The sequence below is a fragment of the Bacteroides sp. 4_1_36 genome (assembly GCF_003466325.1).
Lineage (GTDB): Bacteria > Bacteroidota > Bacteroidia > Bacteroidales > Bacteroidaceae > Bacteroides > Bacteroides uniformis.
On the sequence record NZ_QSOX01000028.1, the window covers coordinates 1 to 17,461 of the forward strand.

The 17,461-nt window shown below is 48.0% G+C and carries 15 protein-coding genes and 4 tRNA genes; 3 read left to right on the top strand and 16 right to left on the bottom strand.

The window, feature by feature from the left end; genetic code table 11:
* Positions 1 to 80 precede the first annotated feature (80 nt).
* Positions 81 to 698 (bottom strand): fumarylacetoacetate hydrolase family protein, encoded by a 618-nt coding sequence (locus DXD65_RS18930; RefSeq protein WP_005829609.1) that lies wholly within the window; start codon positions 696 to 698, stop codon positions 81 to 83.
* Positions 698 to 1,354 carry a redox-sensing transcriptional repressor Rex gene (locus DXD65_RS18935; RefSeq protein WP_005829607.1) on the bottom strand — a complete coding sequence of 219 codons (657 nt, stop codon included), beginning with the start codon at positions 1,352 to 1,354 and terminating at the stop codon, positions 698 to 700. Before DXD65_RS18935 ends, DXD65_RS18930 begins: the two co-directional genes overlap by 1 nt.
* A gap of 150 nt (positions 1,355 to 1,504) precedes the next feature.
* On the opposite strand from DXD65_RS18935, the gene DXD65_RS18940 reads away from it, so the two are divergent.
* Positions 1,505 to 1,852 carry a translation initiation factor gene (locus DXD65_RS18940; RefSeq protein ID WP_005833443.1) on the top strand — a complete coding sequence of 116 codons (348 nt, stop codon included), beginning with the start codon at positions 1,505 to 1,507 and terminating at the stop codon, positions 1,850 to 1,852.
* A gap of 107 nt (positions 1,853 to 1,959) precedes the next feature.
* Here the strand turns inward: DXD65_RS18940 and tsf are convergent, their stop codons facing one another.
* From tsf to carB, 14 genes are all read right to left on the bottom strand, one after another.
* Positions 1,960 to 2,952, bottom strand: a complete 993-nt coding sequence (gene tsf, locus DXD65_RS18945) for a translation elongation factor Ts (RefSeq protein ID WP_005829605.1) — start codon at positions 2,950 to 2,952, stop codon at positions 1,960 to 1,962.
* 122 nt (positions 2,953 to 3,074) lie between these two features.
* Positions 3,075 to 3,908, bottom strand: coding sequence for a 30S ribosomal protein S2 (gene rpsB, locus DXD65_RS18950; RefSeq protein WP_005829604.1), 834 nt, complete (start codon positions 3,906 to 3,908; stop codon positions 3,075 to 3,077).
* Positions 3,909 to 4,080: 172 nt separating this feature from the next.
* Positions 4,081 to 4,467, bottom strand: a complete 387-nt coding sequence (gene rpsI, locus DXD65_RS18955; protein ID WP_005829603.1) for a 30S ribosomal protein S9 — start codon at positions 4,465 to 4,467, stop codon at positions 4,081 to 4,083.
* Positions 4,468 to 4,473: 6 nt separating this feature from the next.
* Entirely contained in the window at positions 4,474 to 4,935 is a 462-nt protein-coding gene (gene rplM, locus DXD65_RS18960) for a 50S ribosomal protein L13 (protein WP_005829602.1), read from the bottom strand.
* A 335-nt stretch (positions 4,936 to 5,270) separates the two neighbouring features.
* Positions 5,271 to 5,762, bottom strand: a complete 492-nt coding sequence (locus DXD65_RS18970) for a DUF4488 domain-containing protein (RefSeq protein ID WP_035450126.1) — start codon at positions 5,760 to 5,762, stop codon at positions 5,271 to 5,273.
* Between the two features lie 151 nt (positions 5,763 to 5,913).
* Complete coding sequence (asnS, locus tag DXD65_RS18975) at positions 5,914 to 7,317, bottom strand: asparagine--tRNA ligase (protein ID WP_117887874.1); 1,404 nt, start codon at positions 7,315 to 7,317, stop codon at positions 5,914 to 5,916.
* Between the two features lie 27 nt (positions 7,318 to 7,344).
* Positions 7,345 to 8,829, bottom strand: coding sequence for a pseudouridine synthase (locus DXD65_RS18980; protein ID WP_008664272.1), 1,485 nt, complete (start codon positions 8,827 to 8,829; stop codon positions 7,345 to 7,347).
* A gap of 136 nt (positions 8,830 to 8,965) precedes the next feature.
* A complete protein-coding gene (gene purB / locus DXD65_RS18985) occupies positions 8,966 to 10,312 on the bottom strand; it encodes an adenylosuccinate lyase (RefSeq protein ID WP_005829591.1) in 1,347 nt (448 codons plus the stop codon).
* 157 nt (positions 10,313 to 10,469) lie between these two features.
* A tRNA-Val gene (locus DXD65_RS18990) sits at positions 10,470 to 10,544 on the bottom strand.
* A gap of 31 nt (positions 10,545 to 10,575) precedes the next feature.
* Positions 10,576 to 10,650: transfer RNA gene (locus DXD65_RS18995), tRNA-Val, on the bottom strand.
* Between the two features lie 31 nt (positions 10,651 to 10,681).
* Positions 10,682 to 10,756: transfer RNA gene (locus tag DXD65_RS19000), tRNA-Val, on the bottom strand.
* Between the two features lie 31 nt (positions 10,757 to 10,787).
* Positions 10,788 to 10,862, bottom strand: a tRNA-Val gene (locus tag DXD65_RS19005).
* A 130-nt stretch (positions 10,863 to 10,992) separates the two neighbouring features.
* The gene (locus DXD65_RS19010) at positions 10,993 to 11,553 is read right to left on the bottom strand and encodes a sugar O-acetyltransferase (protein WP_005829589.1); all 561 of its coding nucleotides are present in this window, start codon (positions 11,551 to 11,553) and stop codon (positions 10,993 to 10,995) included.
* 128 nt (positions 11,554 to 11,681) lie between these two features.
* On the bottom strand, positions 11,682 to 14,909 hold the full coding sequence (gene carB, locus DXD65_RS19015) for a carbamoyl-phosphate synthase (glutamine-hydrolyzing) large subunit (protein ID WP_005829587.1): 3,228 nt from the start codon (positions 14,907 to 14,909) through the stop codon (positions 11,682 to 11,684).
* Positions 14,910 to 15,550: 641 nt separating this feature from the next.
* On the opposite strand from carB, the gene DXD65_RS19030 reads away from it, so the two are divergent.
* Both DXD65_RS19030 and trpS read left to right on the top strand, forming a co-directional pair.
* Positions 15,551 to 16,195, top strand: coding sequence for an HU family DNA-binding protein (locus DXD65_RS19030; RefSeq protein WP_022401787.1), 645 nt, complete (start codon positions 15,551 to 15,553; stop codon positions 16,193 to 16,195).
* A gap of 74 nt (positions 16,196 to 16,269) precedes the next feature.
* Positions 16,270 to 17,364, top strand: coding sequence for a tryptophan--tRNA ligase (gene trpS, locus DXD65_RS19035; RefSeq protein ID WP_005829577.1), 1,095 nt, complete (start codon positions 16,270 to 16,272; stop codon positions 17,362 to 17,364).
* Positions 17,365 to 17,461 lie beyond the last annotated feature (97 nt).

The following is a 17,461-nucleotide window of genomic DNA, read 5'->3' on the forward strand; positions in this document are numbered from 1 at the left end:
CGTTTTGAAGTCATAATAGTAACACATTTATTAGTTTGTAAATGTGTCTACCTATATCAAGATAAGACAGCTAAACATATTTACCGGATATTGAAGTCAAGTACTTTCCCTTCCCCAAGATAGCCCTGCAAGTGCTGTCCGATGCTGATGGGACCTACTCCCACAGGGGTACCCGTGAACAGCAAGTCACCGATTTTCAAGGTCATGAAGCGACTGACATAGGCAATGATATCATCTACCCGGAACAACATATCCGATGTATGGCCACGTTGCACCTCCTTATCATCAATCGTCAGATGGAAGTCCAGATTCTGTACATTGCCGCCCACTTGTTCCAAAGGGACAAAGGTGCCGATAGCTGCCGAATTGTCGAAACCTTTGCAAAGCTCCCACGGATTACCCGCCTCACGGAACTTACGTTGCAAGTCGCGTGCCGTGAAGTCGATGCCCACCGTCACCGCATCATAATAGCGATGGGCAAAGCGAGGAGCAATATTCTTGCCCAAACGGCAGATGCGCACCACCACTTCCGTCTCATAATGTACCTCGTTGGAAAAATCGGGGATAAAGAAAGGCTTGCCATCTTTCAGAATGGCCGAATCGGGTTTCAAGAAAATAACCGGTTCCTTATTCTCGTGTGTATGTCCCAGCTCTTTGTTGTGCAGAGCATAGTTCATTCCTACAGCAATAATCTTCATTACTTGATTTCGTTAAAGTTCAGTCTGTTAAACATCACGGCCAGATGGGCATAAAGGGAAGTGTTCTGCACGACAATGTTCTCGGGAACACGGATACGGAACGGGGTGAAGTTCCATACGGCCTTGATACCGCCCTCTACCATGGAATCCGTTATCTGCTGGGCTATTTCGATAGGTACCGTCAGCACGCCTATATTGACATCGTACTCCTGCATCTTCTGCTTGAACTCGTCCGAGTGATAGATGGGGATGCCGCTCAGTGTCGTACCCACCAGTTCGGGCTTCACATCGAAAGCAGCCACTATCTCCAAACCGAAATGGCTTAGGCCCGAGTCGCGCAGCAAGGCACCTCCCAAGCTTCCGACACCGAACAGAAAGGCTTTGTGTATATTGGTAAATCCCAGGAAGTCCTCCAGTACAGCTATCAGTGTGTCCACCTCATAGCCCACACGCGTACGCCCCGAGATATTGACATACGAAAGGTCTTTGGCAATTTGTGAAGCATCAATATTGATTTCCTTGGAAATCTGGGTGGATGATACGAATCGTTCCCCCTTTTGTTTCAGCAACTTTACATTAGAAAGGTACCACGGAAGCCGGCGCAAGGTAGGTTCCGGCACCTTCATGGTTTCTTTTTTCTGTAACGGACTGCTCATAGTTTCTTATTTAAGTTCTCAATATTGCGATTGACAAAAGTAGTGCTTTTTTTCTAATCAGTAACACGGATGCAACAAAAGCTTAACATAATTTCTAATTGCATAATTCCACATAATATCGTACTTTTGGGAAGTTTAAAAGAAAGAAGTATGAAGAATAATGATTGGAAAGAACGGTTGAATATAGTCTATTCCACCAACCCGGACTACAACTATGAGATGAATGACGATGAGGAGCAAGCTACCCTCCCCCCTGCACAACAACGCCTGCGTGTACAGCTGGACCGCAAGAACCGGGGTGGCAAAGTCGTCACTCTTGTCACCGGTTTCGTGGGCACCGACAATAATCTGAAAGAACTGGGCAAATTGCTGAAAAGTAAATGTGGAGTAGGCGGAAGTGCCAAAGATGGAGAAATCATCGTGCAAGGCGACTTCAAACAACGTGTCATCGACCTCCTGAAGGCAGAAGGATACACGCAAACCAAGCCCGTGGGATAAACGCATCATCCGTCTCACTGCAACTGTAGAGGCATAAAAAAGTGACCGTTTAGGAATTCAACTCCATATACGGCCACTTCTTTTTATAGAATCGTTTCTAAGCGGAATTATTCAGCGCGCAAAGTAAAACGTTTGAAGTCAACAACCTTCAATTCAGGATCAGCTTCTTTCAAGACTTCTCTAACTGTCTTCTTGCCGTCCATGATGTCTTCCTGGTTCAGCAAGCAAACTTCTTTCAAGAACTTGCCAAGACGGCCCTTAGCAATATTCTGAATCATTTGTTCAGGCAGATGTGCAGCTTTCTCGGCAGAAACAGTAGCAATGATTTCCTTTGCCTTTGCCACGTCTTCAGCAGTAATCCAGCCTTTGGCCATGTTGCTTTCCATGTGGTCTTCGCTGTCCACGTGAGCCGGGTTGATACCAGCCTTCTTCAAAGCAGCCTCAACAGCCTTCTGTACCTGTTCAGCTTTTGTCTTCTCGATAGCAACATCTATTTCCTTCTGCTTGATTTCTTCAGATACGCCATCTTCGTCTACTGCAATCGGGTTCATGGCAGCAATCTGCATGGCAATCTGCTTAGCCAGTCCTTCTTCAACAGCCTTGTTGAAAGCAACAATAGTGCAGAGGCCATTTCTGTTCATGTGGTTATAAACCACAGTGCTTGCACCTTCTACAGTCATGTAACCATCCAACTCCATCTTCTCGCCAGTGATACCGCTACGGTCTGTTACAGCATCCTGTACAGTACCGTTGCCCATCGGCAGAGCTTTTACTTCGTCCAGAGTCTTGCACTTGTTAGCCACGGCAAGGTCCAGAATGTCCTGAGTCAATTTCACGAAATCAGCATTCTGAGCCACGAAGTCAGTTTCGCACTTCAGAGCGATGATAACGGCAAAGTCACCCGTAGTCTTAGCCAGCACACAGCCTTCAGAAGCCTCGCGATCTGAACGCTTAGCTGCAACAGCTTGTCCCTTCTTACGGATAATTTCCATTGCCTTGTCGAAATCGCCTTCAGCTTCAGTCAAAGCATTTTTGCAATCCATCATACCAGCACCGGTCATCTTGCGGAGCTTGGTTATATCAGCCATACTTACAGCCATAATATCTTTTTATTTTAATTGTTAATAATATCCTTATAAAGTAATTGAGAGTTGAGAATAGAGAATTGAGAATTGCCGTAAAGTAACTCTCAACTTTCAATTCTCAACTCTCAACAGTATGATTAAGCCTCTTCTTCCTTCATGAAAGCAGCAGCCTTAGCGGCATTGATTGCTTCCTCGTCGGACTTGTCGAGTCTTGCTTTTGTAGCTTTCTTCTTACCTTTGTTGGCAGGAGCTTCACCGGCAGCTTCCATGTCTACCTTTTCGGCCTTACGTTCTTCCAGACCTTCCTGCATAGCAGCGCAGCAAGCATCAAGAATAACTTCTACTGACTTAGTAGCGTCATCATTTGCCGGGATTACGAAATCGATATTCGTAGGATCGGAGTTTGTATCAACGATACCGAATACGGGAATCCCCAGACGGTTAGCTTCACGAACTGCGATGTTTTCCTTCATTACGTCGATAACGAACAGAGCAGACGGCAGACGAGTCAGGTCAGCGATAGAGCCCAAAGTCTTGTCCAACTTTGCACGTTGACGTGAAATCTGAAGAATTTCTCTCTTGGAGAGGTTTGAATAGGTACCGTCGCTTGTCAACTTGTCGATGGTAGCCATCTTCTTGACAGCCTTACGGATAGTCGGGAAGTTAGTCAACATACCACCCGGCCAACGCTCGATTACATAAGGCATATTTACAGATGCAGCCTTATCGGCAACCACCTGCTTAGCTTGTTTTTTAGTAGCAACAAACAGGACTTTCTTTCCTGATTTAGCGATTTGCTTCAAAGCTTCAGCAGCTTCGTCAATTTTAGCAACCGTCTTGTTGAGGTCAATGATGTGAATACCATTGCGCTCCATGAAGATGTAAGGAGCCATTGCAGGGTTCCACTTTCTTTTCAAGTGACCGAAGTGGCAACCGGCTTCCAATAATGTATCAAAATTTGTTCTAGACATTTTTTTTTAAATTAATCGTTTACTTTCTTTTTTGTTTCTTCTAAACCAACCGCCGGGTAGTCTGAATCTGAAGAGTCCCGGTAGTTTAGATACTAAACGCTTTTTCAGTTGAGAGTTGAGAGGTGAAAGTCGAGAATTAAGCAACTTGTCCGCCCCAACCGTTCTCCAACTCTTAACGTTTACTGAACTGGAATCTACGACGTGCTTTCGGTTGTCCCGGTTTCTTACGTTCAACAGAACGAGGATCACGAGTCATGAAGCCTTCAGAACGGAGAGCAGCCTTGTCCTCAGCATTGATTTTCACCAGTGCGCGGGCAATTGCCAAACGCAAAGCCTGAGACTGACCGGTGAAACCGCCACCGCAGAGATTAACTTTGATGTCGTACTTTTCAGCAACACCCAGCTTATTCAACGGCTGTTTAACTACATACTGAAGAATGCTTGATGGAAAGTACTCTGCGAGGTCTCTCTTATTAATAGTAATCTTTCCAGTACCTTCGCTTACGAAAATACGTGCAATTGCACTTTTACGTCTGCCTAATGCATTTACTACTTCCATTATCTCTTATTTAAGTACGTTAATATCAATCATTTTCGGGTTCTGAGCATCGTGTTTGTGCTCGCTGCCGGCATATACATACATATTGCCCAGCAATTTTGCGCCCAACTTGTTCTTAGGCAACATACCCTTTACTACTTTTCTCAGTAACTTGTCATCACCGTTCGGTTTTGCCTGCAAACGGGCAGGAGTGATTTCTCTCTGGCCGCCGGGATAACCTGTATATGACAGATATACCTTGTCATTCCACTTGTTACCGGTTAATTTTACTTTGTCGGCGTTGATAATGATTACATTATCGCCACAATCTACGTGAGGGGTAAAGTTAGGTTTATACTTTCCTCTCAACAGTTTCGCAACTTTTGCGCCCAGACGACCCAATACCTGGTCTGTAGCGTCAACAATGACCCATTCTTTAGTCACTGTAGCTTTGTTTGCAGAAATGGTCTTGTAACTTAAAGTATCCACTCTTAATTGTTTTTTAAAATGTTACTACTAAAATTTTTTCTTCACCGCAAGCCAGTCATCCCGGACAATGGAAGATTAACTCGCTATGAATTAAATGCTTATCCTTTTGAGATAATAATCGGCTTGCAAAGGTACGGTTTTTCTTAGAACTGGCAAAAGTTTTCCACTTTTTTTTAGAGAGCCACTTGGCTGATATACAACAGACAAAGTTATCCTGCGGAGAAAGGGAAGAATCTCCGCAGAACAACTCTTTATGATGCGGCCTTCATCGGTCGGTGCCGTCATAGAAGGCTTTCAAAGCTGCATGAGAAAGAAACGGGAAAGAGAAAGAAATATCAACGGACAAGGTCTTCGGGAAATTTTGCAGGCATGCCCACCCGCTTCCATGTTTCATGGAACCATGTATTCAGTTCATTACCATTCAAGTCCTTAGCTATAAAATACTTCAGGTACATTACCCCGTCGTCCCCTATTTCAAACTCCAGTATATTGTCTTTATGGTCCAACATGGGCAAATGGATGTTTTTCTCAATGCTTTCCTTATAGGAATTATCCGTCAGCTGCTGATAAGTCCCATATCCAGTGATGATGGCATCTTTGCCTGGAATAATTGTAAAATTGACAATACGGCCGTCATCACTCAGCACTTTAAAGGTGTTACTCGGTTTCAATATCCCGGGAACATCCGGGATTTCAGACACATAATGACATAACTGCCAAATTCCTGCCAGTTCCGCAGGCCTAAACTCTGCGCTCTCCTGCGCATTGGCTCCCGCTACCGCAAGCAGCACCGCTGCCAGCATGGTAAAGAAATAGTTCCGTTTCATATTCGTATGATGTTGGTTAACGTTATGTCGTTCCGTTAGACACAAATATAAAGATTTATTTTGAGATTATAACATTTTTGGGTATAAAAAAACCGCACAAACAACAGAATGTTTGTGCGGATGATTTTATCCAGTTTGTATATTCCGAAACTTAGAACTCGGCGTTGCGCGGCGTACGCGGGAACGGTATGACATCACGGATATTCGTCATGCCCGTAACGAACAGCAGCAAGCGCTCAAAGCCCAAACCGAACCCAGAGTGGGGACATGTACCGAACTTACGGGTATCGAGATACCACCACATATCCTTCATCGGGATGTGAAGTTCGTCAATGCGCGTCATCAGCTTGTTGTAATCCGATTCACGTTCGGAACCGCCAATGATTTCTCCAATCTTCGGGAAGAGTACATCCATGGCACGCACGGTCTTGCCGTCTTCGTTCTGCTTCATATAGAACGCTTTGATTTCCTTCGGATAGTCAGTCAGGATAACCGGACGCTTGAAGTGGTCTTCCACCAGATAGCGCTCATGTTCGGAAGCCAAGTCAACTCCCCAGTACACCGGGAATTCAAACTTATGCCCTTTGGCAACAGCCTCTTCCAATATCTTGATACCTTCCGTATAAGGCAGGCGCACGAAGCTTTCTTTCAAGACACCTTGCAGACGTTCAATCAAGCCCTTATCAAACATGTCATTGAGGAACTTCACATCGTCGACACAGTTGTCCAAAGCCCACTGTACACAATATTTGATGAAATCTTCCGCCAGGTCCATATTGTCCGTAATATCATTGAACGCCACTTCCGGCTCAATCATCCAGAACTCTGCCAAGTGGCGGGGAGTATTGGAATTCTCGGCACGGAACGTAGGACCGAATGTATAGATGGCTCCCAATGCAGTAGCGGCAAGTTCGCCTTCCAACTGTCCGGAAACAGTCAGGCTGGCCTGCTTTCCGAAGAAGTCATCATCGTAAATAATGGAACCGTTCTCATCTTTCTTCAAGTCGTAAAGGTTCTTCGTAGTCACCTGGAACATCTGGCCTGCGCCTTCGCAGTCGGAAGCCGTGATAATCGGAGTATGAAAATAGAAGAATCCTCTGTCATGGAAGAACTTGTGGATGGCAATCGCCATATTATGACGAATACGGAACACAGCCCCGAACGTATTGGTACGGGGACGCAGATGGGCTATCTCACGGAGGAACTCCATGGAATGACCTTTCTTCTGCAACGGATACGTGTTATCGCAAGTTCCCAGCACTTCGATTTCGCGGGCCTGCACTTCGGCCTTCTGACCGGAACCGACAGATTCCGTCAGCACACCGTTTACGCTCAAACAAGCACCGGTAGTAATCTCTTTCAGCATCTCCTCATCGAAGTTACCCAAGTCTACTACAATCTGCACATTATTTATTGTAGAACCGTCATTCAGCGCGATAAAGTTTACTTGCTTACTACCTCTGCGGGTACGAACCCAGCCCTTCACGTTGACCATAGCGCCAAAATCTTCACGCTTCAGCAGGTCAACAATCTTTGTTCTACTAATCTTTTCCATAAAACAGTTATTATACCTTATTATATATTACTCAAAAGAACCCATGCGCAGGAAGTTCACCTCTTGTTCCGTGAGGTAACGCCATTCGCCGCGGCGCAGGCCTTTCTTGGTTAAACCGGCAAAATACACACGGTCCAGTTTCATCACCTTGTATCCCAGCGATTCGAAGATACGACGCACGATACGATTCTTGCCGGAGTGGATTTCAATACCGACATCATCTTTCTTGAAGTCATCCGTATAGCTGATGGCATCTGCATGGATTTCCCCGTCATCCAGTTGAATACCGGCTGCAATCTGCTCCATATCGGCTTTTGTCAGGTTCTTGTCCAAATGCACATGATATATCTTCTTCTTCAGATACTTGGGATGCGTCAGCTTGGAAGCCAGGTCACCATCGTTTGTCAGCAGCAATACACCTGTAGTATTGCGGTCCAGACGACCTACCGGATAAATACGTTCGTCGCATGCGCCCTTCACCAAATCCATCACCGTGCGACGTGCTTGGGGGTCATCCGAAGTAGTCACAGTATCCTTCGGCTTGTTCAGCAGTACGTAAATCTTACGTTCTATGCTGACCGTCTGGTCGTGGAACTTCACTTCATCACCGCGCTTAATCTTGGTTCCCAATTCCGTCACCACCTCTCCGTTTACAGAAACGACTCCGGCAGTGATGAATTCATCAGCCTCGCGACGGGAGCAAACACCGGCATTGGCCAGGAATTTGTTCAGGCGGATAGGCTCGTTCGGGTCCACAAACTGCTCCTTATATTCTATCTGTTTCTTCTTGCTGTACTTAGCATTGGGGTCATAATCGGCCGAACGACGGACTGGACGGCTATAGCTGTCTCTGTTGCCGTATCCGCCAGGTCTTCCACCACCCGAATTGAAGCGTGGACGATAAGGACGGTCACCACCCTCATTATTGTAGCGAGGACGCTGCGGACGGTCGCCATCTTCGCTGTTGTAGCGCGGACGATAGGGACGGTCCGTATTATAAGAACGGTCGCTGTTGTAGGAGCGGTCGCCGTTATAAGGACGTTGCGGACGGTCACCACCCTCATTGCCATAACGCGGGCGCTGCGGACGGTCACTATTATAAGGGCGTTGCGGACGGTCGCCACCTTCGCTGTTATAGCGCGGACGGTAAGGACGGTCACCCGAATTGTTTCCATAAGGGCGTTGCGGACGGTCGCCGCCTTCGCTGTTATAGCGCGGACGATAGGGACGGTCGCCATTATCGTTATTGTAACGAGGACGCTGCGGACGGTCACCATTGTCCGCACCAGGATTAAAGCGCGGGCGATAAGGGCGGTCACTGTTATAAGGACGCTGCGGGCGGTCCCCGTTTTCACTGTTAAATCTGGGGCGATAAGGACGGTCGCCATTATCACGGTTGTAAGACGGACGGCTGTAGCCACCTTCCTTGTTAAATTGGTTACCATCGCGGCCGGCACCTGAGTTCTCCTCTGCGGAAGAAGCATCACGCCAAGTTTCGTTTTCTGTACTCATTGTTTTTTATTCGAATAAAATTAAACCTTGGCCTCACGGCCATTCATTGTCTCTATTATACCTTGAATTTTATATGTTTCTATAACAATTGCCGGAGTAAAAAGTTGAAATTCCTCCGGTACACTTCTGTGGTTGCTTAAATTCCCGTATAAGTATGGGGGGTAATCACCCGCAATTCTTTCTTTATCTCTTCACTTACATTCAGTCCCTCTATAAATTCCTTGATAGACGCTTCCGTAATGGCCTGATTGGTACGGGTCAACGCTTTCAACGCTTCATAGGGATGCGGATAGGCCTCGCGGCGCAGAATGGTCTGGATAGCCTCGGCCACCACGCTCCAGCAATTGTCCAGGTCACGGTAGATGGCCGGTTCGTTCAACAGCAACTTACGCAAACCCTTCAAAGAACTTTGTATGGCAATAATGATATGCCCGAACGGCATACCCACATTGCGGAGCACGGTAGAGTCCGTCAAGTCACGCTGCAAACGGGAAACCGGCAGTTTTACCGCCAAGTGCTCAAGAATAGCATTCGCCATGCCCAGGTTTCCTTCCGCATTTTCAAAGTCAATCGGGTTCACCTTGTGCGGCATCGCGCTGGAGCCCACCTCACCGGCTTTAATCTTCTGCTTGAAGTATTCCATAGAGATATATTGCCAGAAGTCACGGTTCATATCAATCATCACCGTATTGATGCGCTTCATGGCATCAAAGATGGCAGACAGATTATCGTAATTGGATATCTGGGTAGTATACTCCTCGCGTTCCAAGCCAAGCTTTTCGGAAACGAACTTATTGCCGAATGCCTTCCAGTCATATTCCGGATAAGCCACATGATGGGCATTGTAATTACCCGTAGCGCCACCGAACTTTGCTGTCACCGGACAAGCCTTCAGCGTTGCCAACTGGCGTTCCAGACGGTAGACAAACACCATTACCTCCTTGCCCAAACGGGTAGGCGAAGCCGGTTGTCCGTGTGTCTTGGCAAGCATGGGGATAGCGGCCCACTCTTCCGCATAAGCACGGAGCTGCGCTATCAGTTCCTCTATTTGAGGATAGTACACCTGCTCCAACGCCTCCTTTACAGACAAAGGAACAGACGTATTGTTGATATCTTGTGAAGTCAGGCCAAAATGGATGAACTCCTTATAGTCGTCCATACCACCCAACTTGTCAAACTCTTCTTTTAAGAAATACTCCACAGCCTTCACATCATGGTTCGTCACGCTCTCAATGTCCTTAATGCGTTGCGCGTCGGCTTCGGAGAAGTTACGGTAAATGTTTCTCAAGGTTTCGAAAACGCCCTTATCCACCCCTTTCAGTTGCGGCAAAGGCAGCTCACACAGCGTGATAAAGTATTCTATTTCAACTTGTACACGGTATTTAATCAGTGCAAATTCTGAAAAATAGGCAGCCAAAACATCCGTTTTGCCTCTGTATCGACCGTCAATCGGAGAGATTGCGGTAAGTAAATCAAGTTTCATACGTCGTATTTATGATGATAATTATCGGACTGCAAAATTACTGCTTTTTTCTGAGTAACAAGACATAAAGGATAAAGATTTTAAGAAAAGGAAGTTAACGGATAAAAAAATGGCCTTACAATCACTTGCAAGACCACCTTCGAATGAAAATTTCCAGTGGGCGTTGACGGATTCGAACCGCCGACCCTCTGCTTGTAAGGCAGATGCTCTGAACCAGCTGAGCTAAACGCCCTTTTGATGAACGAAAGTGCTTGGATTTTGTGTGGGCGTTGACGGATTCGAACCGCCGACCCTCTGCTTGTAAGGCAGATGCTCTGAACCAGCTGAGCTAAACGCCCTTTTGATGAACGAAAGTGCTTGGATTTTGTGTGGGCGTTGACGGATTCGAACCGCCGACCCTCTGCTTGTAAGGCAGATGCTCTGAACCAGCTGAGCTAAACGCCCTTTTGATGAACGAAAGTGCTTGGATTTTGTGTGGGCGTTGACGGATTCGAACCGCCGACCCTCTGCTTGTAAGGCAGATGCTCTGAACCAGCTGAGCTAAACGCCCGTACACTTCCGTTTCAAAAGCGATGCAAAGGTACAGCTTATTTTGACATTACCAAAACTTTTGCATAATATTTTTCGATATTTTTTTAGTCATTTAGCGACACGCTCTGTTTCTCAAGCATTTAGTACGTTCACTTTTTTGCCTCATTTTTCCGGATGACCTTTGCCGGATTACCAACGGCTATGCTATCGGATGGAATATCTTTCGTCACCACACTACCCGCACCGATGATACAACGGTCGCCGACGGTGACGCCTGGACACAGAATGGCACCGCCGCCAATCCAGCAATCCTCTCCTATCGTCACCGGATAGGCATATTCCTTTTCCGTACGACGCTCGATATAATCCATCGGATGATGGGGAGTGTATATCTGTACGCATGGACCGACCAACGTATGGGCACCAATCGTGATATATCCCCCGTCCAGGAAAGTGCAATTGGCATTGACAAAGACATGCTCACCCAGCCGGATCCCATCCCCGTGGTCGCAATGGAAGGGCGGGCAGATGATGGAAGTAGCGGGAATACCTGGCACCAGTTCCTCCAGCAAACTCCGGTAATCCTCATCGTAAGTACTCATCACACGCATTTTTGCCAGCAAGCGCTTGGCATGCTCGAACTTCACCTGTATCTCCGGAACGGACATATCCGCCAACTGGGAGCTACGCATTTTTTCCACTTCATTCATATTATTTCTTCTTTTGATTCATACAGAGACTCAGCCCCGAACAAAAATACGGAAATAAACGCAGTATACCAAAAGAGCGGAAAACCTTTCGGCTTTCCGCTCCTGCAATCGTTTATAGAGCAAACAATTTATTTGTACTCCTGCCAGCTCTTAATCTGGATATCTTCCAGCTTCATTTCGCAGAATGCCTCGATAAAGGCACTTGCCAGGCGGGCATTGGTAATCAACGGAATGTTGTGGTCGATAGCACCGCGACGAATCTTGTAGCCATTGGTCAGCTCGCGTTTCGTATGGTTCTTCGGAATGTTGACAATCAGGTCGAAGGCATGGTCGGCAATCATCGTCATCACGTTGTTTTCCGCATCCGGGCGTTCATCCGGCCAGTAAACGGCTTCCGTCGTCACGCCATGGGCGTTGAGGAAAGCGGCTGTACCTGCCGTAGCATAAATCTTATAGCCTTTGGCAAAGAGCATGCGGCTGGCATCCAGCAAATCCACCTTGGACTTCATGGCTCCGGAGGAGAACATCACGCCCTTCTCGGGACGGGGGATTCTGAATCCGGTAGCAATCATGGCATTCAGCAATGCTTCGGAGAAGTCGTCGCCAATACAGCCTACCTCGCCCGTAGACGACATGTCCACACCCAATACCGGGTCTGCCTTGTGCAGACGGGAGAAGGAGAACTGGCTTGCCTTCACACCGATACGGTCGATGTCGAATGCCGACTTGTCCGGTTGTGTATAGGGAGCGTCCAGCATGATACGGGTAGCAGTCTCGATGAAGTTACGCTTCAGCACCTTGGATACGAACGGGAAGCTGCGCGATGCACGGAGGTTACACTCGATAACCTTCACCTCGTTGTTGCGTGCCAGGAACTGGATATTGAAAGGACCGGAAATATTGAGTTCCTTCGCAATCTGGCGGCTGATTTTCTTGATGCGGCGTGCCGTTGCAAAGTAAATCTTCTGTGCCGGGAATACCAGCGTAGCGTCACCGGAGTGTACACCGGCAAACTCTACGTGCTCGGAGATGGCGTATTCCACCACTTCACCGTTTTGGGCAACAGCGTCGAACTCGATTTCCTTGGTGTTCTGCAAGAACTGGGATACCACCACCGGATATTCCTTAGATACCTCAGCAGCCATCTTCAAGAAGTTTTCCAGTTCTTCTTCATCGTAGCATACATTCATCGCAGCACCGGAGAGTACGTAAGACGGACGCACCAGTACCGGATAGCCCACCTTCTCTACAAAGCCTTTCACATCTTCCAGGCTAGTGAGTTCCTGCCAAGCCGGTTGGTCGATGCCCAGCTGGTCGAGCATGGCAGAGAACTTGTTACGGTTTTCGGCACGGTCGATGGAGATGGGGGAAGTACCCAACACGGGAACTGACTGGCGGTGAAGCTTCATTGCCAGGTTGTTCGGTATCTGTCCACCCACGGACACGATGACACCGCGCGGCTGCTCCAGGTCGATAACGTCGAGCACACGCTCGAAGGAGAGCTCGTCGAAGTAGAGACGGTCGCACATGTCGTAGTCCGTAGAAACGGTTTCGGGGTTATAGTTAATCATGATGGACTTGTAGCCCAGCTTGCGGGCAGTCTGGATGGCATTCACCGAGCACCAGTCGAACTCTACAGACGAACCGATGCGGTAAGCGCCCGAACCAAGCACAACCACTGATTTTTCATTCTTATAATAGTTCACATCATAACCTTGAACGGCATACGTCATGTAGAGGTAGTTCGTCAGTTCCGGATGTTCGGAAGCCACCGTATTGATGCGCTTCACGGCGGGCAGGATGCCCAGCTCCTTACGACGGGCGCGTACGGTAAGGTTTTCCTTCTCCATATTGCCTTGCGGATTCAGCACGAAGCGGGCAATCTGGAAGTCGGAGAAGCCAAGCACTTTGGCTTCGCGCAGCACGTCGGCGGGGATGTCTTCCACCTTATTATATTGGGAAAGTTTCTGCTTGTAGTCTACGATGTTCTTCAGCTTGCCCAAGAACCAGGGGTCAATCTTGGTCAGCTCAAAGATGCGGTCGATGGCATATCCCTTTTCCAGAGCCTCGGCAATGGCAAAGACGCGCAGGTCGGTGGGATGTGACAGTTCGTAATCCAAGTCATCGAACTCCACTCCCTCATTGCCCACGAATCCGTGCATTCCCTGACCAATCATACGCAAGCCCTTCTGGATAATTTCTTCAAAGGAACGTCCGATAGACATGATTTCGCCTACCGACTTCATGCTGGAGCCAATTTCGCGGCTGACACCTACGAACTTCGTCAAGTCCCAACGCGGAATCTTGCAAATCAGGTAATCAAGTTGCGGAGCAGCATATGCAGAATTGGGAGTTCCCATCTCGCCGATTTGGTCGAGCGTATAGCCCAACGCAATCTTGGCAGCCACGAATGCCAGCGGATAACCGGTAGCCTTGGAAGCCAATGCGGAAGAACGGGACAGACGGGCGTTCACCTCGATGACACGATAGTCGTTTGTCTCGGCGTTGAACGCATACTGGATGTTACATTCGCCCACGATGCCCAGGTGGCGGATACATTTGGTGGAGAGCTCCTGCAACATTTTCACCTGCTCGTCGGTCAATGAGCAAGTGGGAGCCACTACGATGGACTCACCCGTATGAATGCCCAGCGGGTCGAAGTTTTCCATGCTTGCCACCGTGAAGCAGTGGTCGTTGGCATCGCGGATTACCTCGAATTCAATTTCCTTCCAACCCTTCAGAGACTCTTCTACCAGAATCTGCTTGGAGAAAGTGAAAGAGCTTTCGGCCAATTTAATGAAGGCTTCCTCGTCCGGACAAATACCGCTTCCCAGTCCACCCAGAGCATAAGCCGAGCGCACCATCACGGGGTAGCCAATCTCGCGGGCTGCCTTCAGTGCGTCCTCCATGCTCTCCACAGCGTGGCTCTTCGGAGTCTTCATCGGAATCTCGTCCAGCTTCTTCACAAAGAGGTCACGGTCTTCGGTGTACATAATCGCCTCAACGGAAGTACCCAGCACGCGCACGCCATATTTCTGAAGAATTCCGTTCTGATAGAGTTCCGTACCGCAGTTCAGCGCCGTCTGTCCGCCGAATGCCAGCAAAATGCCGTCGGGACGTTCTTTCTTGATGATTTCTTCCACGAAATAAGGAGTTACCGGCAAGAAATAAACTTGATCGGCGATACCTTCCGATGTCTGGATAGTAGCAATGTTCGGGTTTACCAAAACAGAACCGATACCTTCTTCGCGCAACGCCTTCAGCGCCTGCGAACCGGAATAGTCAAACTCTCCGGCCTGACCAATCTTGAGCGCACCAGAACCCAAGACAAGCACTTTCTTTAAATTCTTTTCCATATTCTCTTGTTGTCTATTAAGTTACGAGTTACAAGCTACGAACTACGAGTTGTAGCTATTTCACAAAAAAAATGCGTCACCCAATAAAGGATTAACGCATTACCAAAGAACTAAAAATATCTTTCTCGAAAAAAGAGAAACTGACGGCTCCCGAATGAAATTCATTCGAACGGAGGTTATATTTGCTTCTCATTTCCTGCGATTGCATAGTCTCTTTAAAATTTGTGCAAAGTAACGACTTATTTACGAAAAGAGCAAATTGTGGCATATTTTTTTGCATAAAAGAAACGTCATCCTCCATAATAGAAGAGCGGCCGTCGCCCACAACCGAAATCTTTTTCCGAAAAATGCGATTCCATATAAAAAAGAAAGACTATATCTCAGTAAAGGCATTTGCGGATAAATATGAAGATTCTCCCCACCAAAACTTGCTTTTCTCGCCACGGAAACTTACCTTTGTGCCTATACAAAAATAGAACAAGGATTCTGTTTCTACAAACAAAGCCTTTATTCTTAAAAATAAAATTTCTATTCCTTGGAATAAAGGCTTTATTCTAAGATTTCTCCGCCACCAAAAGAACTTTGCTCCGCAGGGAAAAGGACTTTGCAACGAAGGAAAGAAAAGAAAGGAGAACGCAACAATGACCACACGCTACCAAATGAAAGAAATGCCCGACTTGCAAGGTACGGGCGAACCAATCACCTACCCCAAGATGGTGATGACCGGACAGACCGGCACGCGCGAACTGGCGGAATACATCGCCATGACCTCGGGATTCTCGAAAGGCGTAACCGAAGGAGTTATCTGCGAGCTGGGCGAAGCCCTGGCCCACGAAATGGGAATGGGACGCTCGGTGAAGATAGAAGGATTGGGCGTATTCACCCCCGCACTGTCCATCTACCCCGACAAAGAACGCGAACAGCCCCAAGAAAGCAGCACGAAGCGAAATGCACGGAGCATCTACGTAAGCGGCGTGAACTTCCGCACGGACAAGGCCTTGATTAGAGAAACCAACCATTGGTGCGAACTGGAACGTGCCTCCTGGAAACCCGCACACTCGTCGAAGAAATACACCCCCGAACAACGTCTGGCTCTGGCGCATCAGTATCTGGACAAGCACGCCTTCCTTACTGTCAGCATCTACCGGCAACTGACCGGACTCGTCCGCTCCACCGCCACCGTGGAACTGCGCAAATGGGCACATACTCCCGGCAGCGGAATCGATACAAGCGGCATCGGAAGCCATAAGGTATACGTGAAAAGGAAAGAAAGCGTCATCCCTTGAGGTTTCGATAATTATAGGTATCTTTGCCGGTCTTAATGGCTTTTATACAATGAAGAAACTAAAAAATACATAATATGGCAAAAGAAAAAATCATCCTTACGGGCGACCGCCCCACAGGACGCCTGCACATAGGACACTATGTAGGCTCATTGAGAAGAAGAGTGGAACTGCAAAACTCCGGCTTGTACGACAAGATTTTCATCTTCATCGCCGACGCACAAGCGCTGACGGACAATATGGAGAATCCGGAAAAGGTGCGCCAGAACGTCATCGAGGTGGCACTGGACTACCTGGCTTGCGGACTGGACCCGACGAAGAGTACCATCTTCATCCAATCCCAGATACCGGAACTCTGCGAACTGACCTTCTACTATATGGACCTGGTGACCGTGAGCCGCCTGCAACGCAACCCGACGGTAAAGACCGAAATCCAGATGCGTAATTTCGAGACAAGCATCCCCGTAGGTTTCTTCACCTACCCCATCAGCCAGGCAGCGGACATTACCGCCTTCCGCGCCACTACCGTGCCCGTGGGCGAAGACCAGGAGCCGATGATTGAACAAGCTCGTGAAATCGTACGCCGTTTCAACTATATATATGGTGAAACCCTCGTGGAACCGGAAATCCTGTTGCCCGACAATGCAGCCTGCCTGCGCCTGCCGGGAACGGACGGCAAAGCCAAGATGAGCAAGAGCCTCGGCAACTGTATCTATCTTTCGGACTCTGCCGACGAGGTGCAGAAGAAGGTGAAGAGCATGTATACCGACCCCGACCACCTGCGTGTGCAAGACCCCGGAAAATTGGAAGGCAACACCGTATTCACTTACCTGGATGCCTTTTGCCGTCCGGAACACTTCGGCCTTTATCTGCCCGAATATCCGAATCTGGACGAACTGAAAGCCCACTACCAACGTGGCGGTCTGGGCGACATGAAAGTGAAGAAGTTCCTCAACGAAATTATGCAGGAGACACTGGAGCCTATCCGCAACCGCCGCAAGGAGTTTGAAAAAGACATCCCCGCCATCTACGACATGCTGAAGAAAGGTTGCGAAACTGCCAGGGAAACCGCTGCCGCAACCTTGGACGATGTACGCAAGGCTATGAAGATAAACTACTTTGATGATGCGGAACTGATTGCAGAGCAAGTAAAGAAATTCGGCGGAGAATAAGGGATAGGAGATACGAGTTACAGAAGTTACGAGTTACAAGGAGCTACCTGTTACAAGTTACTGGTTACAAAAAATGAGGGGCATGCGTCATAATAAC